Below are 22,480 nucleotides of genomic sequence, written 5' to 3'. Positions count from 1 at the left end.
ACCTTTAAAACAGCAGACTCAGTTCCAGCCAGCCCGATCCATCATCCGGATCGCTTCAGCCTGACGTTTACCGGCGATTTCCACCGGCAAGGTGTCAGCCTTGAACTTGCCCCAGCTCGCGACTTCAGCTGAAGGCTCAACGGCAGGGTTGGCCGGGAATTCCTGGTTCACGTCAGCGAAAATCTTCTGTGCGTCAGGCGTGGTCATCCACTCCACCAGCGCCTTGGCGGCTTCTGGGTGTGGAGCGTGTTTGGTCAGGCCGATGCCCGACAGGTTGACGTGCACGCCGCGGTCGCCCTGATTCGGCCAGAACAGTTTCACCGGCAGGTCCGGCTTCTGTTGGTGCAGACGGCCATAGTAGTAAGTGTTGACGATGCCGACATCGCACTGGCCGGCGTTGATCGCCTCCAGCACGGCAACGTCATCGGAGAACACGTCGGTGGACAGGTTGTTGACCCAGCCCTTGAGGATTTTCTCGGTTTTCTCGGCGCCATGGACTTCGATCATGGTGGCCGTCAGAGACTGGTTGTAGACCTTCTTCGCCGTGCGCAGGCACAGACGACCTTCCCATTGTTTGTCCGCCAGCGCTTCGTAGGTGGTCAGTTCACCGGGTTTTACCCGGTCGGTGGAATAGGCGATGGTCCGTGCCCGCAGGCTGAGGCCGGTCCAGGCATGGGAGGATGCGCGGTATTGCGACGGGATGTTGGCGTCGATCACCTTGGAAGTGAACGGCTGGAGGATGCCCATTTGCTCGGCCTGCCAGAGGTTGCCGGCATCGACGGTCAGCAGCAGGTCGGCAGTGGCATTTTCGCCCTCGGCCTTGATCCGCTGCATCAGCGGCGCTTCCTTGTCGGTGATGAATTTCACCTGCACGCCGGTTTTCTGGGTGTACATATCGAAGACCGGTTTGATCAACTCATCGATACGCGAGGAGTAAACCACCACCTCGTCGGCGGCCTGGGCGGCGGTGCTGCCAATCAGGGTCAGGGCCAGGGCGGTCAGTAGACGCTTGGGTGCCAACATGGGAGTGGTCTCTCGAATGGGGGAGTGAGAGCAAATGATAAGGACTCACATTTCGCATCTCAATCGGACAGTGGGTGGAGGCGTTACCGGATGTTGCACAGCCGAATGAAAGACAAATGTGGCGAGGGGGCTTGCCCCCGTTCGGCCGCGTAGCGGTCGCAGACCGGATAGCAAACTTTGTCTGGGATAAATGCCGGGACTGCTTCGCAGCCCAACGGGGGCAAGCCCCCTCGCCACAAGGCCATCCCTGTCAGGCCTTGGCAAGTGCCGGCAGATCCCCGATCAACCCAAGCGCTTCTCGCACGAACAATGCCTTGGCCTCGGGCATTTGATCGACCATCTTCAACCCGGTATTGCGCAACCAGCGCACCGGCAACGGATCGGCCTGGAACAATCGCTCGAGCCCTTCCATCGCGGCCATCAACGCCAGGTTGTGGGGCATGCGCCGACGCTCGTAGCGACTGAGTACTTTCACGTCCGCCAACCGCTCACCGCGCGCGGCCGCTTGCAGCAGCACTTCGGCCAGCACCGCGGCATCGAGAAAACCAAGGTTCACGCCTTGCCCGGCCAGCGGATGGATGGTGTGGGCCGCATCGCCGATCAGTGCCAGGCCTTCAGCCACGTAACGCTTGGCATGACGCTGACGCAGCGGCACACACAAACGCGGGTCGACGCGCAGCACGGTGCCGAGGCAGCCTTCAAAGGCCCGTTCCAGCGCCTTGCAGAAGCCTTCGTCATCCAGCGCCATCAGGCGTTCGGCTTCGCTCGGCGTGGTTGACCAGACGATCGAGCACCAATCCTGTTGACCGTCCCGCTCCAGCGGCAGAAACGCCAGCGGGCCGTTGTCGGTGAATCGTTGCCACGCGGTCATTTGATGAGGTTTTGAGCTGCGCACGCTGGTTACGATCGCGTGGTGCATGTAGTCCCATTCGCGAGTCGCCACACCAGTGAGGCGCCGAACGGCCGAGTTGGCGCCATCCGCCGCGATCACCAAGGGGGCCCGCAAAGTACGGCCATCGGCCAGGGTCAGCAGCCAGTCGTCACCGGAGCGACGCATCCGCTCCAGGCGCGCATTGGCCAGCAACCCGAGATCGCAATCGTGCAGTCGATCGAGCAAGGCGTCCTGCACCACACGGTTCTCGACGATATGCCCAAGCACTTCGGCATGCACGCTGGTCGCCGAGAAGTGGATCTGCCCGGTGCCGCTGCCATCCCAGACGTGCATGTCTGTATAAGGACTGCTGCGCCGGCTGACGATGCCATCCCAAACGCCCAAGTGTTCGAGTATTCGCTGGCTGGCCGCCGACAAGGCGCTCACCCGCGGTTCGAACGGCGCCTGTTCATCGAAGGGTTTGACGCTCAGGGGGCTGCCGTCCAGCAGCAGGACCTCCAGCCCACTGTTTTGTAACGCCAGCGCCAAGGCACTGCCGACCATTCCAGCCCCGACAATCAGCAGATCTGCGCGCATTTCCATGCTTAAACCTGTCTCGCTTGCGGCTTGAGCCGCACATAAAGTTTTTTTTCGACTCGCATCACCCAAGAGCTCGCGCCGTCGTGAATAACGACTTGCAGGTGCCCCCTGCCCGGCTTTCTCTTAGTCATCGGGACGCGTACGCAGGCCCATGGCTTGGCGGGCGAACCAGCGTTTGGCCGGCGGCAGCAGATCGAGGCCAAGCAGCCCGATGTTGCGACCCAGGGAAACCAGCGGCTGAGTGCTGCCGAATAACCGGGTGACCTGATCGGAGAAGCCCACGGTCAGGTTCTGGTCCATGCGTTGACGCTCGCGGTAGGCCTGCAAGGTGGCGAAATCACCGGGCGATGTCTCGCTGCCCAACAAACTGTCGGCCAGCGCCTGGGCATCGCGCAACGACAGGTTGAACCCTTGCCCGGCAATCGGATGCAGGCTGTGGGCGGCGTTGCCGAGGATTGCCAGATGCGGGCGGACCTGTTCCTCGGCTTCGATCAGCGACAACGGATACAAATGCCGTGCACCGACCTGTTTCAGTGTGCCGAGGCGATAACCGAAGACGCCCTGTAGTTCAGTGAGAAAACTGCGGTCATCAAGGGCTGCCAGCCGTTGCGCGTCCATGCCCAGACGGGTCCAGACCAGCGCGCAACGGTTGTCCGGCAACGGCAGCAAGGCCATCGGCCCATCATCGGTGAAACGTTCGAAGGCCATGCCGTTGTGCGCTTCGCTGGGGGTGATGTTGGCGATCAGCGCGCTCTGGTTGTAGGGGCGTTTCTTGATGCCGATCCCCAGTTGCTCACGCAAGCCGGAACGGCCGCCATCGGCGAGTACCGCAAGGTCGCATTCCACCAGGGTTTCATCATTGAGCGCCAGGCGATAGCCGTCGGTCAGCGGTTCCATGGCGGTGACCTCCGCCGGGCAACGCCAACTGATCACGTCCTTGTCCAGACTGTGCCAGAGGCATTGGCCAAGCCAGGCGTTTTCCACCACATAACCCAGCGCCGGAACGCCCTCTTCCATCGCCGACAGCCGCGCGGTGGAGAAACGTCCACGGTCGGAGACATGAATCTGTTTGATCGGCTCGGCGCGGCGGGAGATTTCCTGCCATACGCCCAACCGTTGATAAATCTGCCGGGCACCAAAGGACAACGCCGAAGAGCGGGCGTCATAACTCGGTTGATAGTTGTCGCCGGGGGCAAACGGTTCGATCAGCACGATCTTCCAGCCACGGGCCTTGGCCCCGGCCTGCAATGCCAACGCCAGACTGGCGCCGACCAGGCCACCGCCGATGATTGCCAGATTGACTCGACTCATGTCGCGTGTGCCCGTGCGGCGGCCATCAAGGCCTCGATGTCGGCGACCGTTTTCGGCACGCCGTTCGTCAGGATTTCACAACCGGTTTTAGTGACCACCACGTCGTCCTCGATGCGTACGCCAATGCCGCGCCATTTCTTCGCCACGTTCTGGTTGTCCGGCGCAATGTAAATGCCCGGTTCGACTGTCAGCGCCATGCCGACTTCCAGCACACGCCATTCACCACCGACCTTGTACTCGCCAACGTCGTGCACATCCATGCCCAGCCAGTGGCCGGCGCGGTGCATGTAAAACGCTTTATAGGCTTCGCTGGCGATCAACTCGTCGACGTCGCCCTGCAACAGGCCCAACTTCACCAGACCGGCGGTAATCACCCGGACCGTGGCTTCGTGCGCCTGATTCCAGTGTTTGTTCGGTGCGATTTCGGCAAACGCCGCTTCCTGGGAAGCCAGCACCAACTCGTAAATCGCTTTCTGCTCCGGTGAATACTTGCCGTTGACCGGCCACGTGCGAGTGATGTCGCTGGCGTAACAGTCGATCTCGCAACCGGCATCGATCAGCACCAGATCGCCGTCCTTGAGCACCGCATCATTCTGCTGGTAATGCAGGATGCAGCTGTTGCGCCCGGCGGCGACGATCGACCCGTAAGCCGGCATCTTTGCCCCGCCCTTGCGAAACTCGTAATCGAGCTCGGCTTCGAGGCTGAACTCATGCAAACCGGCACGGCTGGCCTGCATCGCACGAATATGGGCCTGGGCGGAAATCCGTGCGGCTTCACGCATCACCTTCACTTCCGCCGCCGATTTATACAGGCGCATGTCGTGAAGCAGATGATCCAGGGCAACGTATTCGTTCGGCGGCTGGGCGCCGAGGTGCGCTTTAGAGCGGATTACGTTGATCCAGTCCATCAGGTGCCGATCGAATTCCGGGTTGCTGCCCATGGCCGAGTACACCCGGTCACGGCCTTCGATCAGGCCCGGCAGGATGTCGTCGATGTCGGTGATGGGAAATGCGTCGTCGGCGCCGTAATCACGGATCGCGCCTTCCTGGCCGGCACGCAGGCCATCCCACAATTCCCGTTCGGCATTACGTTCCCGGCAAAACAGCACGTATTCGCCGTGCTCACGGCCGGGCATCAACACGATGACGGCTTGAGGCTCGGGGAAACCGCTGAGGTACTGGAAGTCGCTGTCCTGACGGTAGACGTGCTCGACGTCACGGTTGCGGATGGCCACCGCGGCGGCGGGCAGGATGGCGATGCTGTTGGGTTCCATCTGCGCCATCAGCGCCTTGCGGCGACGGCTGTATTCCGATTTCGGGATATGAATCATGGGCAGATGGCTTTCCCTGGCACGCGATTAATGCAACGACGGTTTGGCAGCCGCTTTGTCGGTTTTCCTGGTTTCGGTAAAAAGCAGCAAAGGAGCGACGCGCAGGTACTCCATCACTTCCATGTAATCGCTTTCGCCGTCGTCGGACTCTTCCAGAGCATCCTGGACCTGAGAAATCGCCGCCAGGTCTTGCAACACTTCTTTAGCTTCTTCGCTCAACGCGTATTCACGGCGGGTCAAGCCAAAGCCGGCGAGGAAGCCCTGGCACCACTGACCCAGCGCGGCCGCACGCTCGGTGAGTGGCGCGTCGTCGGTCGGCAGCAGCAGAACAACGGTCATGTCGTCGCTGGTCAGCTCGCCCTTGACCATCTCTTGCAGCCCGATCAAGGCGTTGCGAACGTTGTCTTGTGGCTCGCCTTCGAGCAGCTCGGCGGCGTCGGCCAACCAGCTGTCGGCTTCAAAGCCGGCACCGGCGCAACTGCGACCGAGCAACAGGCCGTGCAGTTCGGCAGGCGAGACGGGATGGCCGCTGGTGCTCAGCAGGGTGGCGAAGGCTTGGTACGGAGAATTCTGAATGGGCATGGGCAGCTAGGCGCCAGACGGCGCTATGTCTAGAATGAAGGCCTTGTATCCTACATCGACAGACTCGCCAAGACTATTAAAGGCTGTCCGCCAGCTATCACGCATCAGACACAACCAGTGGACCCAATGGAAGACACCGACCTGCAAGCGCTGATGGCCAGACTCGAATTGCTGATTACTCGAGTCGAGCAACTAAAGAGTCAGAACGGACTCCTATTAGCTCAGGAAAAGAGTTGGCGCGAGGAACGCGCGCACCTCATTGAAAAAAATGAAATCGCCCGGCGTAAGGTCGAATCGATGATTTCGCGCCTCAAGGCCCTGGAGCAAGACTCATGAGTTCAAGCAATAGCGTAACCGTGCAGATCCTCGACAAAGAATATTCGATCATTTGCCCCCAGGAAGAGCGCAGCAATCTGGTGAGCGCTGCCCGTTACCTGGACGGCAAGATGCGCGAAATCCGCAGCAGCGGCAAAGTCATCGGCGCCGACCGCATCGCCGTGATGGCAGCCCTGAACATCACACACGAGCTTCTGCACAAGGAAGAACGCCCGGATGTGCAGGCCAGCAGCTCGACCCGTGAGCAGGTTCGCGACCTGCTGGACCGCGTCGATCTGGCGCTGTCGACCGATCCGGATGTCACCAAGGGCTGAAACGCGAAACCGCTTGGGGTATACTCGCATCACTCCCTGGGGTGCTTGCCAGTTGACGACGTCCCTGAGCCGATTCGCACTACCCTGGAGGTTGCACGTTGGGCTGGTGTGCATGTCCGCTAGACGGAAAGCCTTAAAGCCTACTGCATCTTCCACCTTGAACTTTCGGGTTCAAGGGCTAAGTCGACAGCGGTTCATCCGGGGAGCCTTATTCCAGTCCGATGCCGGTTCAAATACCGGCATCGGCTTTTTTACGGGTACGCTTTGGTACTCGCACTTCTGAAGCCTGAATCCATGACCGAACCTGCGCTGCTGCCCCGCCCGCAACTTCGACGCATGCTGCGCAAGGCCCGCCGCGCACTGACACCCTGTCAGCAGCGCGAGGCCGCTCGCGGGCTGTATAAGCAATTGATCCAGCACCCGCTGTTCCGCCGCGCAAAACACATTTCCCTGTACCTGCCCACCGACGGAGAAATCGATCCGCGCCTGTTGATGCGTGCCGCGCAACGTCGGGGCAAAACGACGTATCTGCCGGTGCTCAGTGCCTGGCCGCGAACCAAAATGGTGTTCCAGCGGATCCGCCCCGGGGAAAAGCTCAAGCCCAACCGTTTTCGCATTCCCGAACCACGGCACAACATTGCCCGGCAACGCAAGGTCTGGGCGCTGGATCTGGTGTTGTTGCCGCTGGTGGGCTTTGACGATGTCGGCGGACGCCTGGGAATGGGCGGCGGCTTCTACGACCGAAGCCTGGCGTACCTGGCACGGCGCAAAAACTGGCGCAAGCCGACGCTGCTGGGCCTGGCCCATGAATGCCAGAAGGTGCAACGATTGGCTCAGGCGAGCTGGGATGTGCCGTTGCAAGGAACGGTCACGGACAAGGCGTGGTATTTCGCGGACTAGACGCCACTGGTATCAGCGGCGTCCATCAAGACAGGTTCAGCGCTTGAAGGCCGACGGCTGTTGCTGCGCGATCTCGACCGGAGCATCGGGTTTATTGTTCCACAGGCTTTGGGCATAGCCGGTGGTCACGACACCAAGGCCAAATAGAACAACCAAAATCCATAGTAAATCCGGTTTGCGTTTCATCGATTGCCCCCCAAAGGCATATCAACACGATGACAGCAGCGGTTCCGTTGTAGGTGTAGGCCGTGCAGCAGCGTCAAGCTTAGAAGGCCGGCATTTTGCGACAACGTGAACCGGCACGCAAACACTGGCGTCAACCGACCGTCGGTTTGTCATAAAATTGACCGACCACTTGCCCACTCACCTCGCAAGGAGCAAAACCATGGCCTATTGGCTGATGAAATCCGAGCCCGATGAACTCTCGATCCATGACCTGGAGAAGCTAGGCCGAGCGCGCTGGGACGGGGTTCGCAACTATCAGGCACGTAACTTCCTGCGGGCCATGGCGGTGGGTGACGAGTTTTTCTTCTATCACTCCAGCTGCCCCGAGCCTGGGATTGCCGGGATCGGCAAGATTGTCGAGGCGGCGTATCCGGACCCAACGGCACTGGAAGCTGAAAGTCATTATTTCGATTCCAAGGCCACTGCCGAGAAAAACGCCTGGAGCGCGATCGATGTTGCTCACGTCGAGACGTTCCCCAAGGTGCTGAGGCTCGATCATCTGAAGCAGCAAACCGCGCTGGCCGAGATGCCATTGGTACAAAAAGGCTCGCGGCTGTCGGTGATGCCCGTCACCGCTGAGCAATGGACGGCGGTGCTTGGCCTGCGCTAAATGAAGCAGGACCGTTGTCCTTTGGTTTACCTTACCCATCGGTCAGGTTTGACCCTCAGTTGACGGACATCAAGTCGCTCAGGCGCTTGCCTGTCAGACTACGGCGCTACAGATGCAGGATGCCTACATGTCGACCCACAGCCGCTCTTCGCTTTTCTTCGTTTTTTTACTGGGGGCTTTGCTACTGGCCGCTGGGGGATTCGGTTACTGGAAGTCGACGCTTAACCGACTGCCCGAAGGGTTGTATGTCGGCAATGGTCGGCTCGAAGCCACTGAAGTGCAGATCGCCAGCAAGACACCCGGCCGGCTGGCTGAAGTTTGGGTGGACGAAGGCGACAAAGTCACCAAAGGTCAACTGTTGGCCCGCATGGACACCCGCACCCTTGAAGCCCAGCGCAAGCAGGCTGAAGCTGAAGTGATACGCGCCCGGGAAAACCTTTCGGCCGCTCAGGCCAATCTGCAACTGCGCCAGAGTGAGCAACTGCTTGCCCATCAAGAACTCAAACGCTCCCAGGAATTGTTCAAGCGCGGTTTCGCCAGTGGCCAGATCATTGATCAGCAGCAGTCACGCTTCGACACCGGCAATGCGGCTGTCACCGCCGCCCGCGCTCAGGTGTCTGCCGTTGGCGCAGCCATTGGTGCGGCACAGGCACAAGTCGCTCAGTTAACCAGCGAAATTGACGATTGCAGCCTACGGGCCCCCATCGATGGGGTCATTCAGCTTCGCACCGCCGAGCCCGGTGAAGTGCTCGGTGCCGGTGGGCGGGTACTGCTGCTGATTGACCCGAACGACCAATACATGAACCTTTATCTTGCGGCATCCGTAGCCGGACGCCTGGCGGTCGGCGACGAAGCCCGGATCTTGCTGGACGCCCTGCCCGGTCAGCCGTTGCCGGCGAAAATCAGCTTCGTGGCGGCCAAATCACAGTTCACCCCCAAAGAAGTCGAGACCCGCGACGAGCGTCAGAAACTGGTGTTTCGAGTCAAGCTACGTCTGACCCAACCCAGCGCCGTGCCCCAGGCCAAACCGGGGATGCCCGGTAACGGCTACGTGCGCACCGCTCCCATTGACTGGCCGGCCAACCTTCAATGACCGGCCTGGCGCTGCATGCCACTGGCCTTCAGCACCATTACGGCCAACAGAATGCGCTGAGCGACATCTCATTCAGCCTGCCCGCCGGCACCCGGTGCGGTTTGATTGGTCCGGATGGCGCCGGTAAATCCAGCTTGCTGGGATTGATCGCCGGCGTGAAGACATTACAAGACGGCCAACTGGAAGTACTTGGTGGCTCGATCCAGGACCGTCGCCACCGCAACAGCCTCTACTCGCGTATCGCGTTCATGCCTCAGGGCCTGGGTGGCAACCTGTATCCCGAGTTGTCGATCAGCGAGAACATTCACTTTTTCGCCACACTGTTCGGGCTGTCCGGGACCGAGTGTGATCAGCGCATGCATAACCTGCTGTTGGCCACGGATCTACTGCGATTTGCCGAGCGACCGGCCGGCAAACTATCGGGCGGGATGAAACAGAAGCTCGGCCTCTGTTGTGCGTTGATCCATGAACCGGACCTGTTGATCCTCGATGAACCGACCACTGGCGTCGATCCCTTGTCCCGACGGCGTTTCTGGGAGTTGATTGATGACGTTCGGCGCCAACGCCCGCAACTGACGCTATTGGTCGCCACCGCCTACATGGAGGAGGCCGAGCAGTTCGAACACTGCCTGATGCTTGATGGCGGCAAGCTGATCGCCGCCGGTTTGACCCGCGAACTGGAGGCGGTCACTCCTGGCGGCAAACTCGATGCGGCCTTCACCCAATTTCAGGGCGACACCGTCCATGACAACCAGCCGCTGGTAATCCCTCCTCAAGTCAATGCCACCACCGACATCGCCATCGAAGCCCACGACCTGACCCTGCGCTTCGGCGATTTCACGGCTGTGGACAAGGTCAGCTTCGCCATCGGCCGCGGCGAGATCTTCGGGTTTCTGGGCTCCAATGGCTGCGGCAAAACCACCACCATGAAAGTGCTCACCGGGCTGATTCCCGCCAGCGAAGGCAGTGCCACGCTGCTGGGCAATCCGGTGAACGCCAAGGATCTGGCCACCCGCAAACGCGTTGGTTTCATGTCCCAGAGTTTCTCTTTGTACGGCGAACTGAGCGTGCGACAGAATCTGGACTTGCACGCGCGACTGTTCGATTTGCCCAAGGTCGATAGCGCGCCGCGCATCAATGAGCTGATCCAGCGTTTCAATCTGGGCAGCGTCGCTCATCAGCCGTCCGGGGCGTTGCCGCTTGGCCTGCGTCAACGGTTATCCCTGGCGGTGGCGGTGCTGCATCGCCCGGAAGTGCTGATCCTCGACGAACCGACTTCCGGTGTCGATCCGGCGGCCCGGGACGATTTCTGGCGGCTGCTGATCGAACTGTCCCGCGAACAGGGCGTGACGATCTTCCTGTCCACCCATTTCATGAACGAAGCCCAACGCTGCGACCGCATCTCGTTGATGCACGCCGGCAAGGTATTGGCCTGCGACACCCCGGCAGCCCTGCAACAGCGGTTCAAGGGCCAGACACTGGAGGCAGCGTTCGTCACCTGCCTGGAACAGGCGCAGGGCCCCATCGCAACGCCGCCAGCGCCCGTCGACGCCACGCTCGCACTGACCACACCGATAGACCGTCGCTTCAGTTTTGGACGGTTGCGGGCACTGGCAAGCCGTGAAAGCAAGGAACTGTTGCGCGATAAAGTACGCATGGCCTTCGCCTTGCTCGGGGCGATCCTCATGATGGTGATCTTCGGCTACGGCATTTCCCTGGATGTGGAAGAACTCGCCTTCGCGGTTTACGACCAGGACCAGACCCCGCAAAGCCGGGCTTATCTGGAGGCCTTCCGCGGCTCCCGCTACTTCGATGAGCATCCTCCCATCAACGATGCGGAGCAGTTGCATCGACGCCTGCAACGCTCGGAAATCAAACTGGCGCTGGAGATCCCGCCCGGGTTCGGCCGAGACCTGTTCGCCGGTCGTCAACCCGTGGTGGCGGCCTGGCTCGATGGCGGCATGCCGTTTCGCGCCGAAACCAGCCGCAATTATGTGGAAGCGGTCCACCTGGCCAACCTGGAGCAATTGGCCGAGCAGTCCAGCCCCGCACTGAACCGGCCAGCAGCGGCCGCATTGGAAACCCGCTTCCGCTACAACCAGGACGTCATCAGCGTCAACGCCATCGGCCCCGGGGTGATGGCGTTGATCCTGGCGTTCATCCCCGCCATGCTGACCGCGCTGGGTATTGTGCGGGAGAAGGAATTGGGCTCGATCACCAACTTCTACGCGACACCGCTGACGCGCCTGGAATTCCTGTTAGGCAAACAGGCGCCGTATCTGGCAATCAGCCTGATCAACCTCGCCGTCCTGGCGGCCATGAATCGCTGGCTGTTCGGCGTGCCCTTCAAGGGCAGCGCACTGACCCTGGCCTTCGGCGGGCTGCTCTATGTGCTGGCAACCACCAGCATGGGTCTGTTGATCTCGGCATTCACCCGAACCCAGATTGCCGCCATTTTGGGCACCATGATCATCACCAGCCTGCCGACCATTCAGTTTTCCGGCTTGATCGTGCCGCGCTCCTCCCTTGACGGCGCGGCGGCAGTCATGGGGATGCTGTTTCCGGCGGGCTACTTCCTCGATATCGCCGTCGGCACCTTTACCAAGGCGCTGGATATCCGCCAGCTGTGGCCTCAATGCCTGGCATTGTTCGGGTTTTTTCTCGTGTTCACCGGGCTTAGCCTGGCCATGCTGAAAAAGCAGGAGGTCTGATGCACAAGCTTGCGCACATCCTGCGTCTTGGCCTCAAGGAACTCACGAGCCTGCGACACGACAGTGTGTTGCTGTTGTTTCTGTTCTACGCCTTTACGGTGGCAATCTACATGCCGGCCGCGGGCTCCGTGATCGGCGTGCACAACGCCAGTGTGGCCATGGTCGATGAAGATCACAGTCACCTGTCACGGCAATTGGCCCAAGCCCTGCAACCACCGGAATTCCAGCCGCCGGTGTCGCTGCCTTATGAACAAATGGACGAAGTGCTGGACAGCGGCCGATACACCTTCGTGATCAATGTTCCGGCAAATTTTCAGGCGGATCTGTTAGCCGCCCGCCAGCCGGCGCTGCAAGTCAACGTCGATGCCACGGCCATGAGCCAGGCATTCATGGGCGCGGGCTACATTGGACGGATTTTCCAGCGCGAGCTGCTGACCTACAGTGGCCAGGACGATGCGGCGAACAAATCCCCCGTGCTGTTAACGACGCGAGCCTTGTTCAATACCAACCTGGAAGGTGGCTGGTTCCTGGCGGTCATTCAGATCGTCAACAACATCACCATCCTCGCCATCATCCTGACCGGCACAGCACTGCTGCGTGAGCGTGAACACGGCACCCTCGACCATTTGCTGGTGCTGCCGCTGACAGCACTGGAGATCATGCTGGCTAAAATCTGGAGCAATATGCTGGTGGTGGTGCTGTGCACCTGGGTATCACTGGAAGTGATCGTCAAAGGTGCGCTCGGCGTGCCGCTGGCCGGCTCCTTGACCTTGTTTTTGCTGGTGACGGCGGTTTATCTGTTCGCCAGCACGGCGCTGGGGATATTCCTCGCGACCCTCGCCCGCTCGACACCGCAGTTCGGTTTGTTGGCGATTCCGGTGATTATTCCGATGTTGCTGCTCTCTGGCGGCAGCACCCCGCTCGACAGCATGCCGCAATGGCTGCAATGGGTGATGCAGGGCTCGCCTTCCACGCACTTCGTCAGCCTCAGCGCCGCGATATTGTTTCGCGACGCGGGCATCGGCGTGGTCTGGCCGGACTTACTGGCATTGAGCGCCATCGGCCTGCTGTTTTTTACCATTGCGCTGATGCGGTTTCGCAAGAGCCTGGCGTCCTGAACAGTGGCGAAGAGCAGGCCCTGATACCGGCAAGCTAAACTGCGGCGCGCGCCTTGTAGCAGCTGCCGAAGGCTGCGTTCGGCTGCGCAGCAGTCGTGAGTCCGGCTAATGAGGTCTGTCTGATACACCACAGTTTCTGATTTTACGATTGCTTCGCAGCCGAACGCAGCCTTCGGCAGCTGCTACAGATCGTATGACAGCTTAACTCATCGGCATCAGCCCCCCTCTGCCTATTGAATGATCAGGTTGTTGAACAACAAATCCTCAACCACCGGTTTGCCGGTTTCGTCGTTCATCACTTGCTGGGTCTGCTTCAAGGCTTCCTGACGCAGCTTTTCCTTGGCTTCGACATTGTTCATGGCTTCCGTGGTCTGCTGGGCAAACAGCGCCACCAGCTTGTTACGGATCAATGGCTCATTGGCCTTTACCGCTTTGGTTGCCTCGTCACCGGTCACCCGCAATGCTACATCGGCCTTGTAGACCTTGAGTTTGGGCGTGCCGTCCAGCCCATAGTTGCCCACGAATGGCGGGCTCAGGGTGATGTAGTTGACCTTCGGGGCTTCACCTTCTTTGGCTTCTTCGGCCATCGCTGCCACAGGCAGAGACAGGGCCAGCATCAACATGATCCACGCTTTCACAATTCACTCCTTATCCGGTTTGCGGCCAAGCATAACGACCCGCCGCTCAAGCACAAGCTTATGGCTGACTATCAGGGTCGGGCATGCTCGTTGACCCGATGACTCACACACCTACACTTATCGGCCATCACTCCCAAAGGAATAGCCCTGATGAAAGCCGTGCTGTGCAAAGCCTTCGGCCCTGCCGAATCGCTGGTGCTGGAAGACGTCGCCAGCCCTGTGGCGAAGAAGAATGAAATCCTGCTGGACGTGCATGCCGCCGGGGTGAACTTCCCGGACACGCTGATCATAGAGGGCAAATACCAATTCAAGCCGCCCTTCCCATTTTCGCCGGGGGGCGAAGCGGCGGGTGTGGTCAGCGAGGTGGGCGAAAAGGTCAGTCACCTCAAGGTCGGTGATCGGGTCATGGCCTTGACTGGCTGGGGCAGCTTTGCCGAGCAAGTCGCGGTGCCGAGCTACAACGTATTGCCAATCCCCTCATCGATGGACTTCAACACCGCCGCCGCATTCAGCATGACCTACGGCACTTCGATGCACGCCCTAAGGCAACGGGGCCAGCTGCAACCCGGCGAAACCTTGCTGGTGCTCGGCGCTTCTGGCGGTGTCGGCCTCGCCGCGGTGGAAATCGGCAAAGCCATGGGTGCTCGCGTCATAGCCGCCGCCAGCAGCGCAGAAAAACTCGCGGTGGCCAAGGCCGCCGGCGCCGATGAGCTGATCAACTACAGCGAAACCAGTCTCAAGGACGAGATCAAACGCCTGACCGACGGCCAGGGCGCCGACGTGATCTACGATCCGGTTGGCGGTGATCTGTTCGACCAGGCCATCCGCGCCATCGCCTGGAACGGCCGGCTATTGGTGGTCGGTTTCGCCAGCGGACGAATCCCGGAGCTGCCCGTGAACCTGGCACTGCTCAAAGGCGCAGCGGTGGTCGGCGTGTTCTGGGGCTCCTTCGCCCAACGCCAGCCACAAGACAACGCAGCAAACTTCCAGCAGCTGTTTGGATGGTTTGCCCAAGGCAAGTTGAAGCCCCTGGTGTCGCAGGTGTATCCGCTGAGCAACGCGGCGCAGGCGATCAATGACCTTGGCCAGCGCAAGGCGGTAGGGAAGGTGGTCGTTCAGGTTCGCTGATTGTTGCCTGCCCGGGTTGTCCCCCTGCGACCCGGGCTCACCATTCCCATACCGTCCTTTATTTATACTTGAGCGACATGTTCATAAAAGAACATGCCATCTCCAATTTTTCCGCTGTTTTGCGACTGCGAACCGATGCTATTTTCGGTAACGAAACTGTAACATTCGCATCCGCAGTAAAAACAAGAAATCTGGAGCTCTTGAATGTTTGCTTTCTTTCGTCCTGCCGCACATCAGGCTCCATTGCCTGAAGAAAAAATAGACGACACCTACAAACGACTTCGCTGGCAAATCTTCGCCGGCATTTTCATTGGGTACGCGGGTTACTACCTGCTGCGCAAGAACTTCACCCTGGCGATCCCGGATCTGATTGCTCAAGGCTATACAAAAGGCCAGCTGGGTGTGGCCATGTCGGCGATTGCGATCGCTTACGGCCTTTCCAAGTTTTTGATGGGCATCGTGTCCGACCGCTCAAACCCTCGTTATTTCCTGCCTTTTGGCCTGATAGTGTCCGCCGGAGTCATGTTCATTTTCGGTTTCGCGCCGTGGGCGACGTCCAGCGTGACCATGATGTTCATCCTGTTGTTCATCAACGGCTGGGCGCAAGGCATGGGCTGGCCGCCGAGCGGGCGCACCATGGTGCACTGGTGGTCACAGAAAGAACGCGGCGGTGTGGTTTCGGTATGGAACACCGCGCATAACGTCGGCGGTGGTTTGATCGGCCCGCTGGCAATACTCGGCATGGGCTGGTTCAACGACTGGCACAGCAAGTTCTATGTGCCGGCAGCGGTGGCGTTGCTGGTCGCTGTATTTGCCTTCATCGTCATGCGTGATACCCCGCAATCGACGGGCCTGCCGCCGATCGAGAAGTACAAGAACGATTACCCGGAAGGCTACGACGCCAGCCATGAAGAAGAATTCAGCGCCAAAGACATCTTCGTCAAATACGTGCTGCGCAACAAAATGCTCTGGTTCATCGCACTGGCCAACGTCTTCGTCTATTTGTTGCGCTACGGCATTCTGGACTGGGCGCCGACCTACCTTAAGGAGGTCAAGCATTTCAACTTCGACAAGACGTCCTGGGCTTACTTCCTGTATGAGTGGGCAGGCATTCCCGGCACGCTGCTGTGCGGCTGGATGTCGGACAAGATCTTCCGGGGTAACCGTGGCCTGACGGGCATGGTCTTCATGGCACTGGTGACCGTTGCGACGATCGTTTACTGGCTCAATCCGCCGGGCAATCCGATGGTCGACATGATCTCGCTGTTCGCGATCGGCTTCCTGATCTACGGCCCGGTGATGCTGGTCGGCCTGCAGGCGCTGGAGCTGGTTCCGAAGAAAGCTGCAGGAACGGCCGCGGGCTTTACCGGTTTGTTTGGTTATTTGGGTGGTTCAGTCGCGGCCAGTGCCCTGATGGGCTACACGGTGGACTATTTCGGCTGGGATGGCGGCTTCATCCTGCTGGTTGTTGCCTGCCTGCTGGCGATGGCGTTCCTGGCGCCTACTTTGGGTCACAAAAACGTCGCCAGTCAGAGCCGCGAAGCGATCGCCTGATCGGCTTTTGATTTGCAGCGCTTGAGCCGCGCCTCCAGATTCCGGTCTGGCATGGCGTGGCTACGCAGGGCGTGGGCAGTCTGCTCGACATACTCGCGCGTCGTGCCATAACGCCCGCAAGCACTTTCGAACACCTGGCTCAGCACATGATCCGGCAAGTTGCCGGCATAGCTGGGCAGGTGTCGCTCCAAAACGAATCCCAATGCCTGAACCTGGCTTCCGTCTTCGAGACGGCAGTTGAGCCAGTGTGGGCGATAGGACGGGAATGGCATTTCACGCTGCCAGAGCGCATAAAGCGAAGCGTCGAGTTGCTCTTCGGGCAAGCGATAGGCAAACCCGCTGCATGAGCCGCCGCGATCCAGGCCAAATACCAGCCCGGGCGCTTCCGGCGTACCGCGATGTTCGTGGGACCACAGGTATAAACCGCGATGGTAGCCATGCACGCGACCGCGTACTCGCTCAACCGCCGCACATTCAGGGCGCCAGATCAGCGAACCATAAGCGAATAGCCAGACCGGCCCACCCTTGTGGCGCGCCATGGTCGATTGCATCGAGTTGAGCAGTTGTTCATGCGTAAGTTGCGGCCCCAGATCGAGCCGCGGAGGGTAAGCCAGATTCAAAAAAGCAGATTCAATGGCGCTCATGGCGAATAGCGTTCAGCTCCCCGCGGGTGAAGAATTACTTAATAGAACGCACCGTTGTAACAATAAGGCACATAGGTTTAAGGCAATTTAAGTGCCATGGCGGCGCTCTAAAACTTATTGCCTGAATGGGATATAACCTACCGGCATTTATATAATTATATAAATACCGATCGGCTATATGAGGAGTTATAACGATTCAAGATCGCGGCGCGTAAGCGAACACATCCGCGCGCATTTGATGGGCATCCATCCCCGCTTCGACCAGCGCATCCAGCGTGCCATAGACCATCGCCGGAGAGCCGCTGGCGTAGACGTGCAGGGCTTTGAGATCGGGGAAATCTTCACACACTGCCTCATGCAACATGCCGCAGCGCCCTCCCCAACCACACTGATCGCTGACGACTTTATGCAGGAACAGATTGGGCAGTTTTTCCCATTCATCCCAATGTTCGATGTCATAAAAGTCTTCAGGACGACGTACGCCCCAATACAGATGCACCGGATGCTTGAACCCCGCAGCCCGGCAATGTTCGATCAGGCTGTGAATCTGGCCCATGCCGGTCCCGGCAGCAATCAGCACCAATGGACCGTCTGGTAGTTCCGCCAGATGGGTATCGCCGAACGGCATCTCGATGCGCACCATCGGGTTGCGCTGAAGCTGTTCGATCAGGCTCAGCGCACTGCTTTCGCGCGCCAGTACATGAATTTCCAGGTCGCGCCCGGAATGCGGTGCAGAGGCCAGGGAGAAGGCGGATTTCTCGCCGTTTTCACGCTCGATCATCAGGTACTGGCCGGCGTGATAGCGCGGCGGCTTGCCCGCCGGGGCACGCAGACGCACGCGCCAGGTATCGCCGCCGACGTCCCTGCATTCAATGACCTGACACGACACGCTGCGCACCGGCAATTCTCCCAGCGCGAGCACGCCATCCCACAGCACGATGCAGTCTTCCAGCGGCTCTGCAATGCAAGTGTAGAACTCGCCATGGTCGCGCACATCGCCGGCTTGTTGGACCCGCCCTTCCACCAGCAACGCGCCGCACACATGGCAATTGCCGTTTCGACAGCTTTGCGGGCATTCATAGCCCAGGCGCCGCGCGCCATCGAGAATCCGCTCGCCGGGCAGAATATCCAGCACTGCTCCGGAAGGCTGCAAAGTTACACGCATCAATCTATTCCTAACTGATTCCAGATGGCATCGATCCGTTGGGTAACGGCTTCATCCTTGACGATGACCCGGCCCCACTCGCGAGTGGTTTCACCGGGCCACTTATGCGTGGCATCGAGTCCCATCTTCGAACCCAGGCCGGAAACCGGCGAGGCGAAGTCGAGGTAGTCGATCGGCGTGTTGTCGATCATCACCGTGTCACGCTTGGGGTCCATGCGCGTGGTGATGGCCCAGATCACGTCGTTCCAGTCCCGTGCGTTGATATCGTCATCAGTGACGATAACGAACTTGGTGTACATGAACTGTCGCAAAAACGACCAGACACCGAGCATTACCCGCTTGGCATGCCCAGGATACGACTTCTTCATGGTCACGATGGCCATGCGGTACGAGCAGCCCTCGGGCGGCAGATAGAAGTCGGTGATCTCCGGAAACTGCTTCTGCAGGATCGGCACGAACACTTCATTCAGCGCCACACCGAGAATCGCCGGCTCATCCGGCGGACGGCCGGTGTAGGTGCTGTGATAAATCGGTTTGATTCGATGGGTGATGCGCTCGACGGTGAACACCGGGAAGCTGTCGACTTCGTTGTAATAGCCAGTGTGGTCGCCATACGGGCCTTCGTCGGCCATTTCGCCGGGATGGATCACGCCTTCGAGGATGATCTCGGCGGTAGCCGGCACTTGCAGGTCATTGCCGCGGCACTTCACCAGTTCGGTGCGATTGCCGCGTAACAGGCCGGCGAAAGCATATTCGGACAGGCTGTCCGGCACCGGGGTCACGGCGCCCAGAATGGTTGCCGGGTCAGCGCCCAAGGCCACGGAGACCGGGAACGGCTGGCCGGGGTGTTTCTCGCACCATTCACGGTAATCCAGCGCGCCGCCACGGTGGCTCAACCAGCGCATGATCACCTTGTTGCGGCCGATCACCTGCTGACGATAGATACCGAGGTTCTGGCGATCCTTGTTCGGACCTTTGGTGACGGTCAGGCCCCAGGTAATCAGTGGACCGACATCGCCCGGCCAGCAGGTCTGCACCGGCAACATCGCCAGATCGACATCGTCACCTTCGATGACCACTTCCTGGCACACCGCGTCTTTGACGACTTTGGGCGCCATGGCAATGATCTTGCGGAAGATCGGCAGCTTGGACCAGGCGTCTTTGAGGCCCTTCGGCGGCTCGGGCTCCTTGAGGAACGCCAACAGCTTGCCGATTTCGCGCAGCTCGCTGACCGCTTCTGCGCCCATGCCCAGCGCCACGCGCTCAGGGGTGCCGAACAGGTTGCCGAGTACGGGAATGTCATAACCGGTAGGGTTTTCGAAAAGCAGCGCCGGGCCCTTGGCGCGCAACGTGCGATCGCAGACCTCGGTCATTTCGAGCACTGGGGACACCGGAACCTGGATGCGCTTGAGTTCGCCGCGCTGTTCCAGGCCGCTGATAAAGTCGCGCAAGTCGCGATACTGCATGCGTGAGCCTCGTGTTGGCCGTGGCGTTCGGGGCAGGCAGTTTAGCGCCGAACCCCTCTATTCAGAACCACGAACTGCCGTTGATCAAAAATCAGATAGCAAAAAGCCGGGTTTCCCCGGCTTTTGCTGACTTTCTGCGATTTACTTGCGCTTCATCGACAGGAAGAACTCGTCGTTGGTCTTGGTCTGTTTCAGCTTGTCGACCAGGAACTCGATGGCAGAGACTTCGTCCATCGGGTGCAGCAACTTGCGCAGGATCCACATACGCTGCAGCTCGTCGTCGGCCGTCAGCAGCTCTTCGCGGCGAGTACCGGAACGGTTGATGTTGATGGCCGGGAATACACGCTTTTCGGCGATCTTGCGGTCCAGAGGCAGTTCCATGTTGCCGGTGCCTTTGAATTCTTCGTAGATCACTTCATCCATTTTCGAGCCGGTTTCAACCAGCGCGGTCGCGATGATGGTCAGCGAGCCGCCTTCTTCGATGTTCCGTGCAGCGCCGAAGAAACGTTTCGGTTTCTCCAGGGCGTGGGCATCGACACCACCGGTCAGCACCTTGCCGGAGCTCGGGATCACGGTGTTGTAGGCACGCGCCAGACGGGTGATGGAGTCGAGCAGGATCACCACGTCCTTTTTGTGTTCGACCAGGCGCTTGGCCTTCTCGATCACCATTTCGGCAACCTGCACGTGGCGGGTTGGCGGTTCGTCGAACGTCGAGGCAACCACTTCGCCGCGCACGGTGCGCTGCATTTCGGTCACTTCTTCCGGACGTTCGTCGATCAGCAATACGATCAGATGAACTTCAGGATTGTTACGTGCGATGTTCGCCGCGATGTTTTGCAGCATGATCGTTTTACCGGCTTTCGGCGGTGCAACGATCAGGCCTCGCTGGCCCTTGCCGATCGGGGCGCACAGGTCGATGACACGACCGGTCAAGTCTTCGGTGGAACCGTTGCCGGCTTCCATCTTCATGCGCACGGTCGGGAACAGCGGGGTCAGGTTCTCGAAGAGAATCTTGTTTTTCGCGTTCTCGGGACGATCGTAGTTGATCGTGTCAACCTTGAGCAGCGCGAAATACCGCTCGCCTTCCTTTGGAGGGCGGATCTTGCCAACGATGGTGTCACCGGTGCGCAAGTTGAAGCGGCGGATCTGGCTCGGCGAGACGTAGATATCGTCCGGGCCGGCAAGATAGGAAGCGTCAGCGGAGCGCAGGAAGCCGAAGCCGTCCTGGAGAATCTCCAGCACGCCATCACCGGAGATTTCCTCGCCGCTTTTAGCGTGCTTTTTGAGCAGGGAGAAAATCACGTCCTGCTTGCGCGAACGGGCCATATTTTCTATGCCCATCTGTTCGGCCAATTCGAGCAGTTCGGTAATCGGCTTTTGCTTGAGTTCAGTCAGATTCATATAGGAATGACGTAATCATTTATGGAGGGGGGAAATTAAGCTTTTGGCTTAATGAGGCCGCGCCGCAGAGAAGGCGACAGGATCGCGTACTTATTCGAAAAGGAGTGCGTCGGCGACGGCTAGCAGGGGGCAGTGGAGAAACCAGTGCGGGGCCGAATGTACCACCTGAATTTCGGAGCGTCTAGCCCTCAATAACGAAAAGGCCCCGCATTATGCGGGGCCTTTTCATGACGCTTTATAACAACGCTTAGATGTTGGCGTCGAGGAAAGCAGCCAGTTGCGACTTCGACAGCGCACCGACCTTGGTGGCTTCGACGTTGCCGTTCTTGAACAGCATCAGCGTCGGGATACCGCGTACGCCGTGCTTGGCCGGGGTTTCCTGGTTTTCATCGATGTTCAGCTTGGCAACGGTGAGCTTGCCAGCATAGGTGCCAGCAATCTCGTCCAGAACCGGGGCGATCATTTTGCAAGGGCCGCACCACTCAGCCCAGTAGTCAACAAGCACAGGGCCAGCAGCCTTCAGTACTTCTTCTTCGAAGTTAGCGTCGGTGACGTGCTTGATAAGATCGCTGCTCATGGATGTCTCCGGGTTGTAAGCAATAAAAAACGTGGCCCATCATAGCCGCCCTTCCCGTGTTCAGGAAGCCGCAGATGATTGAGTCTCGCTATGGTGGCCCATGAGTTTGGGTATAGCTCAAGTCATGAGGTGGCGGGAGCGACAAAAGCAATTCCGGTCCGCAGGGCGGCATTGCGCACATGCTCTTGCATGGCCTTCTGCGCGGCGCCAGAGGCCCGACGGGCCAGTGCGCGGAGGATTTTACGGTGCTCCTGCCAGGTTTCCATCGCCCGTTCGGCCCTGATGAACGGTAGCTTCTGGCTCTCCAGGAAGATGTCGGCGCTGGCGGAAAGGATGCTTAGCATCGCCTGATTGCCACTGGCCAGGAGGATACGTCGATGAAACTCGAAATCCAGTCGCGCCGCTGCATCGAAGTCGGCGGTCCGCAGTTCGTTGCGCATGGCGGCGACATTGTCTTCCAGGGCATCGAGTTCATCGGTGCTCAAGGTCACGGCCGCCAGCCCGGCGGCAAAACCTTCCAGCGCGTAGCGCAGCTGGAAAATGTCCAATGGCGATGCCTGAGCCGCGAACGGCCAGCCCGGCGCCGCATCGCCCCGGGGCAGATCTACCGGCGATTGCACGAACACCCCCTTGCCCGGCTGGATACTGACCACCCCCAGCGCGCTCAGGGACGACAACGCCTCGCGCAATGACGCCCGACTGACGCCCAACTGAGCTGCCAGATCCCGTTGCGACGGCAACGCGTCCCCCGCCCCGAAGCCTTGTTCGGTAATCAGTTTGCGGATGGCTTGCAGCGCCACTTCGGGTACGGCGCGGGAGATCGAGTTCATGGTTTTTTCAGACGAACCAGGCCAATGAGCGGCTAGTTGTAAAGCTATTCGC

At 59.6% G+C, this 22,480-nt stretch carries 22 protein-coding genes, 1 other RNA gene and 1 pseudogene; 10 read left to right on the top strand and 14 right to left on the bottom strand.

Translation table 11 applies throughout. From position 1 onward, the window contains the following. Positions 1-18 precede the first annotated feature (18 nt). The 6 genes and pseudogenes from BZL43_RS15700 to BZL43_RS15680 all read right to left on the bottom strand — a co-directional run bounded on the left by BZL43_RS15700 (position 19) and on the right by BZL43_RS15680 (position 5,718). Positions 19-1,023 (bottom strand): extracellular solute-binding protein, encoded by a 1,005-nt coding sequence (locus BZL43_RS15700; protein WP_095633160.1) that lies wholly within the window; start codon positions 1,021-1,023, stop codon positions 19-21. Between the two features lie 250 nt (positions 1,024-1,273). Next, positions 1,274-2,491, bottom strand: coding sequence for a 2-octaprenyl-3-methyl-6-methoxy-1,4-benzoquinol hydroxylase (locus BZL43_RS15695; protein WP_168185101.1), 1,218 nt, complete (start codon positions 2,489-2,491; stop codon positions 1,274-1,276). Between the two features lie 8 nt (positions 2,492-2,499). Beyond that, positions 2,500-2,595, bottom strand: a pseudogene (locus tag BZL43_RS28580) (tetrameric acyl-CoA thioesterase); the annotation flags it as partial. Positions 2,596-2,617: 22 nt separating this feature from the next. After that, positions 2,618-3,805 (bottom strand): 2-octaprenyl-6-methoxyphenyl hydroxylase, encoded by a 1,188-nt coding sequence (gene ubiH, locus BZL43_RS15690; RefSeq protein WP_095633158.1) that lies wholly within the window; start codon positions 3,803-3,805, stop codon positions 2,618-2,620. Next, complete coding sequence (pepP, locus tag BZL43_RS15685; protein ID WP_095633157.1) at positions 3,802-5,136, bottom strand: Xaa-Pro aminopeptidase; 1,335 nt, start codon at positions 5,134-5,136, stop codon at positions 3,802-3,804. The genes ubiH and pepP overlap by 4 nt, the downstream gene beginning before the upstream one ends. Positions 5,137-5,163: 27 nt before the next feature. Next, on the bottom strand, positions 5,164-5,718 hold the full coding sequence (locus BZL43_RS15680; RefSeq protein ID WP_095633156.1) for a YecA family protein: 555 nt from the start codon (positions 5,716-5,718) through the stop codon (positions 5,164-5,166). 126 nt (positions 5,719-5,844) lie between these two features. On the opposite strand from BZL43_RS15680, the gene BZL43_RS15675 reads away from it, so the two are divergent. The 4 genes from BZL43_RS15675 (at position 5,845) to BZL43_RS15660 (ending at position 7,268) form a co-directional block, all read left to right on the top strand. Beyond that, positions 5,845-6,054: a TIGR02449 family protein gene (locus tag BZL43_RS15675; protein ID WP_007899405.1), complete on the top strand. Its 210-nt coding sequence runs from the start codon at positions 5,845-5,847 to the stop codon at positions 6,052-6,054. Next, on the top strand, positions 6,051-6,368 hold the full coding sequence (locus tag BZL43_RS15670; RefSeq protein ID WP_095633155.1) for a cell division protein ZapA: 318 nt from the start codon (positions 6,051-6,053) through the stop codon (positions 6,366-6,368). The genes BZL43_RS15675 and BZL43_RS15670 overlap by 4 nt, the downstream gene beginning before the upstream one ends. Positions 6,369-6,398: 30 nt before the next feature. Further along, positions 6,399-6,577, top strand: a non-coding RNA gene (ssrS, locus tag BZL43_RS15665) — 6S RNA. An 85-nt stretch (positions 6,578-6,662) separates the two neighbouring features. Then, positions 6,663-7,268, top strand: coding sequence for a 5-formyltetrahydrofolate cyclo-ligase (locus BZL43_RS15660; RefSeq protein WP_095633154.1), 606 nt, complete (start codon positions 6,663-6,665; stop codon positions 7,266-7,268). 36 nt (positions 7,269-7,304) lie between these two features. Here the strand turns inward: BZL43_RS15660 and BZL43_RS28305 are convergent, their stop codons facing one another. Next, positions 7,305-7,454, bottom strand: a complete 150-nt coding sequence (locus tag BZL43_RS28305) for a hypothetical protein (protein ID WP_095633153.1) — start codon at positions 7,452-7,454, stop codon at positions 7,305-7,307. A gap of 199 nt (positions 7,455-7,653) precedes the next feature. On the opposite strand from BZL43_RS28305, the gene BZL43_RS15650 reads away from it, so the two are divergent. From BZL43_RS15650 to BZL43_RS15635, 4 genes are all read left to right on the top strand, one after another. Further along, positions 7,654-8,103: an EVE domain-containing protein gene (locus BZL43_RS15650; protein ID WP_095633152.1), complete on the top strand. Its 450-nt coding sequence runs from the start codon at positions 7,654-7,656 to the stop codon at positions 8,101-8,103. A 127-nt stretch (positions 8,104-8,230) separates the two neighbouring features. Further along, positions 8,231-9,196, top strand: coding sequence for an HlyD family secretion protein (locus BZL43_RS15645; protein ID WP_095633272.1), 966 nt, complete (start codon positions 8,231-8,233; stop codon positions 9,194-9,196). Then, positions 9,193-11,907, top strand: a complete 2,715-nt coding sequence (gene rbbA, locus BZL43_RS15640) for a ribosome-associated ATPase/putative transporter RbbA (protein ID WP_095633151.1) — start codon at positions 9,193-9,195, stop codon at positions 11,905-11,907. Before BZL43_RS15645 ends, rbbA begins: the two co-directional genes overlap by 4 nt. Beyond that, positions 11,907-13,025: an ABC transporter permease gene (locus BZL43_RS15635; RefSeq protein ID WP_095633150.1), complete on the top strand. Its 1,119-nt coding sequence runs from the start codon at positions 11,907-11,909 to the stop codon at positions 13,023-13,025. The genes rbbA and BZL43_RS15635 overlap by 1 nt, the downstream gene beginning before the upstream one ends. Before the next feature lie 230 nt (positions 13,026-13,255). On the opposite strand, the gene BZL43_RS15630 is transcribed toward BZL43_RS15635, so the two are convergent. Next, positions 13,256-13,663, bottom strand: coding sequence for a flagellar basal body-associated protein FliL (locus BZL43_RS15630; RefSeq protein ID WP_095633149.1), 408 nt, complete (start codon positions 13,661-13,663; stop codon positions 13,256-13,258). Between the two features lie 150 nt (positions 13,664-13,813). On the opposite strand from BZL43_RS15630, the gene BZL43_RS15625 reads away from it, so the two are divergent. Both BZL43_RS15625 and glpT read left to right on the top strand, forming a co-directional pair. Continuing rightward, positions 13,814-14,791 carry an NADPH:quinone oxidoreductase family protein gene (locus BZL43_RS15625; protein WP_095633148.1) on the top strand — a complete coding sequence of 326 codons (978 nt, stop codon included), beginning with the start codon at positions 13,814-13,816 and terminating at the stop codon, positions 14,789-14,791. A gap of 204 nt (positions 14,792-14,995) precedes the next feature. Further along, positions 14,996-16,345 (top strand): glycerol-3-phosphate transporter, encoded by a 1,350-nt coding sequence (gene glpT / locus BZL43_RS15620; RefSeq protein WP_095633147.1) that lies wholly within the window; start codon positions 14,996-14,998, stop codon positions 16,343-16,345. Here glpT and BZL43_RS15615 read toward each other — a convergent pair. The 6 genes from BZL43_RS15615 to BZL43_RS15590 all read right to left on the bottom strand — a co-directional run bounded on the left by BZL43_RS15615 (position 16,321) and on the right by BZL43_RS15590 (position 22,428). Next, entirely contained in the window at positions 16,321-16,989 is a 669-nt protein-coding gene (locus BZL43_RS15615) for a gamma-glutamylcyclotransferase (RefSeq protein WP_095633146.1), read from the bottom strand. The genes glpT and BZL43_RS15615 overlap by 25 nt on opposite strands. A gap of 196 nt (positions 16,990-17,185) precedes the next feature. Continuing rightward, entirely contained in the window at positions 17,186-18,154 is a 969-nt protein-coding gene (locus BZL43_RS15610) for a CDP-6-deoxy-delta-3,4-glucoseen reductase (protein WP_095633145.1), read from the bottom strand. Beyond that, positions 18,154-19,620, bottom strand: coding sequence for a 4-hydroxy-3-polyprenylbenzoate decarboxylase (ubiD, locus tag BZL43_RS15605; RefSeq protein ID WP_008024285.1), 1,467 nt, complete (start codon positions 19,618-19,620; stop codon positions 18,154-18,156). The genes BZL43_RS15610 and ubiD overlap by 1 nt, the downstream gene beginning before the upstream one ends. A gap of 141 nt (positions 19,621-19,761) precedes the next feature. Then, entirely contained in the window at positions 19,762-21,021 is a 1,260-nt protein-coding gene (rho, locus tag BZL43_RS15600) for a transcription termination factor Rho (RefSeq protein WP_007899384.1), read from the bottom strand. Positions 21,022-21,268: 247 nt separating this feature from the next. Continuing rightward, the gene (trxA, locus tag BZL43_RS15595; RefSeq protein WP_007899382.1) at positions 21,269-21,598 is read right to left on the bottom strand and encodes a thioredoxin TrxA; all 330 of its coding nucleotides are present in this window, start codon (positions 21,596-21,598) and stop codon (positions 21,269-21,271) included. Between the two features lie 122 nt (positions 21,599-21,720). Continuing rightward, on the bottom strand, positions 21,721-22,428 hold the full coding sequence (locus tag BZL43_RS15590; RefSeq protein ID WP_095633144.1) for a FadR/GntR family transcriptional regulator: 708 nt from the start codon (positions 22,426-22,428) through the stop codon (positions 21,721-21,723). Positions 22,429-22,480 lie beyond the last annotated feature (52 nt).

This window comes from Pseudomonas sp. PICF141, assembly GCF_002286815.1.
In the GTDB taxonomy this organism is placed as follows: domain Bacteria; phylum Pseudomonadota; class Gammaproteobacteria; order Pseudomonadales; family Pseudomonadaceae; genus Aquipseudomonas.
The sequence above is the reverse complement of the archived record's forward strand: the minus strand, read 5'-3'. Positions and strand labels throughout refer to the sequence as shown.

What these genes read in the sequence shown, in the direction of transcription:
- BZL43_RS15700 (WP_095633160.1), bottom strand. Translation starts at nt 1,023, where the DNA reads ATGTTGGCACCCAAGCGTCTACTGACCGCCCTGGCCCTGACCCTGATT.
- BZL43_RS15695 (WP_168185101.1), bottom strand. Translation starts at nt 2,491, where the DNA reads ATGCGCGCAGATCTGCTGATTGTCGGGGCTGGAATGGTCGGCAGTGCC.
- ubiH (WP_095633158.1), bottom strand. Translation starts at nt 3,805, where the DNA reads ATGAGTCGAGTCAATCTGGCAATCATCGGCGGTGGCCTGGTCGGCGCC.
- pepP (WP_095633157.1), bottom strand. Translation starts at nt 5,136, where the DNA reads ATGATTCATATCCCGAAATCGGAATACAGCCGTCGCCGCAAGGCGCTG.
- BZL43_RS15680 (WP_095633156.1), bottom strand. Translation starts at nt 5,718, where the DNA reads ATGCCCATTCAGAATTCTCCGTACCAAGCCTTCGCCACCCTGCTGAGC.
- BZL43_RS15675 (WP_007899405.1), top strand. Translation starts at nt 5,845, where the DNA reads ATGGAAGACACCGACCTGCAAGCGCTGATGGCCAGACTCGAATTGCTG.
- BZL43_RS15670 (WP_095633155.1), top strand. Translation starts at nt 6,051, where the DNA reads ATGAGTTCAAGCAATAGCGTAACCGTGCAGATCCTCGACAAAGAATAT.
- BZL43_RS15660 (WP_095633154.1), top strand. Translation starts at nt 6,663, where the DNA reads ATGACCGAACCTGCGCTGCTGCCCCGCCCGCAACTTCGACGCATGCTG.
- BZL43_RS28305 (WP_095633153.1), bottom strand. Translation starts at nt 7,454, where the DNA reads ATGAAACGCAAACCGGATTTACTATGGATTTTGGTTGTTCTATTTGGC.
- BZL43_RS15650 (WP_095633152.1), top strand. Translation starts at nt 7,654, where the DNA reads ATGGCCTATTGGCTGATGAAATCCGAGCCCGATGAACTCTCGATCCAT.
- BZL43_RS15645 (WP_095633272.1), top strand. Translation starts at nt 8,231, where the DNA reads ATGTCGACCCACAGCCGCTCTTCGCTTTTCTTCGTTTTTTTACTGGGG.
- rbbA (WP_095633151.1), top strand. Translation starts at nt 9,193, where the DNA reads ATGACCGGCCTGGCGCTGCATGCCACTGGCCTTCAGCACCATTACGGC.
- BZL43_RS15635 (WP_095633150.1), top strand. Translation starts at nt 11,907, where the DNA reads ATGCACAAGCTTGCGCACATCCTGCGTCTTGGCCTCAAGGAACTCACG.
- BZL43_RS15625 (WP_095633148.1), top strand. Translation starts at nt 13,814, where the DNA reads ATGAAAGCCGTGCTGTGCAAAGCCTTCGGCCCTGCCGAATCGCTGGTG.
- glpT (WP_095633147.1), top strand. Translation starts at nt 14,996, where the DNA reads ATGTTTGCTTTCTTTCGTCCTGCCGCACATCAGGCTCCATTGCCTGAA.
- BZL43_RS15615 (WP_095633146.1), bottom strand. Translation starts at nt 16,989, where the DNA reads ATGAGCGCCATTGAATCTGCTTTTTTGAATCTGGCTTACCCTCCGCGG.
- BZL43_RS15610 (WP_095633145.1), bottom strand. Translation starts at nt 18,154, where the DNA reads ATGCGTGTAACTTTGCAGCCTTCCGGAGCAGTGCTGGATATTCTGCCC.
- ubiD (WP_008024285.1), bottom strand. Translation starts at nt 19,620, where the DNA reads ATGCAGTATCGCGACTTGCGCGACTTTATCAGCGGCCTGGAACAGCGC.
- rho (WP_007899384.1), bottom strand. Translation starts at nt 21,021, where the DNA reads ATGAATCTGACTGAACTCAAGCAAAAGCCGATTACCGAACTGCTCGAA.
- trxA (WP_007899382.1), bottom strand. Translation starts at nt 21,598, where the DNA reads ATGAGCAGCGATCTTATCAAGCACGTCACCGACGCTAACTTCGAAGAA.
- BZL43_RS15590 (WP_095633144.1), bottom strand. Translation starts at nt 22,428, where the DNA reads ATGAACTCGATCTCCCGCGCCGTACCCGAAGTGGCGCTGCAAGCCATC.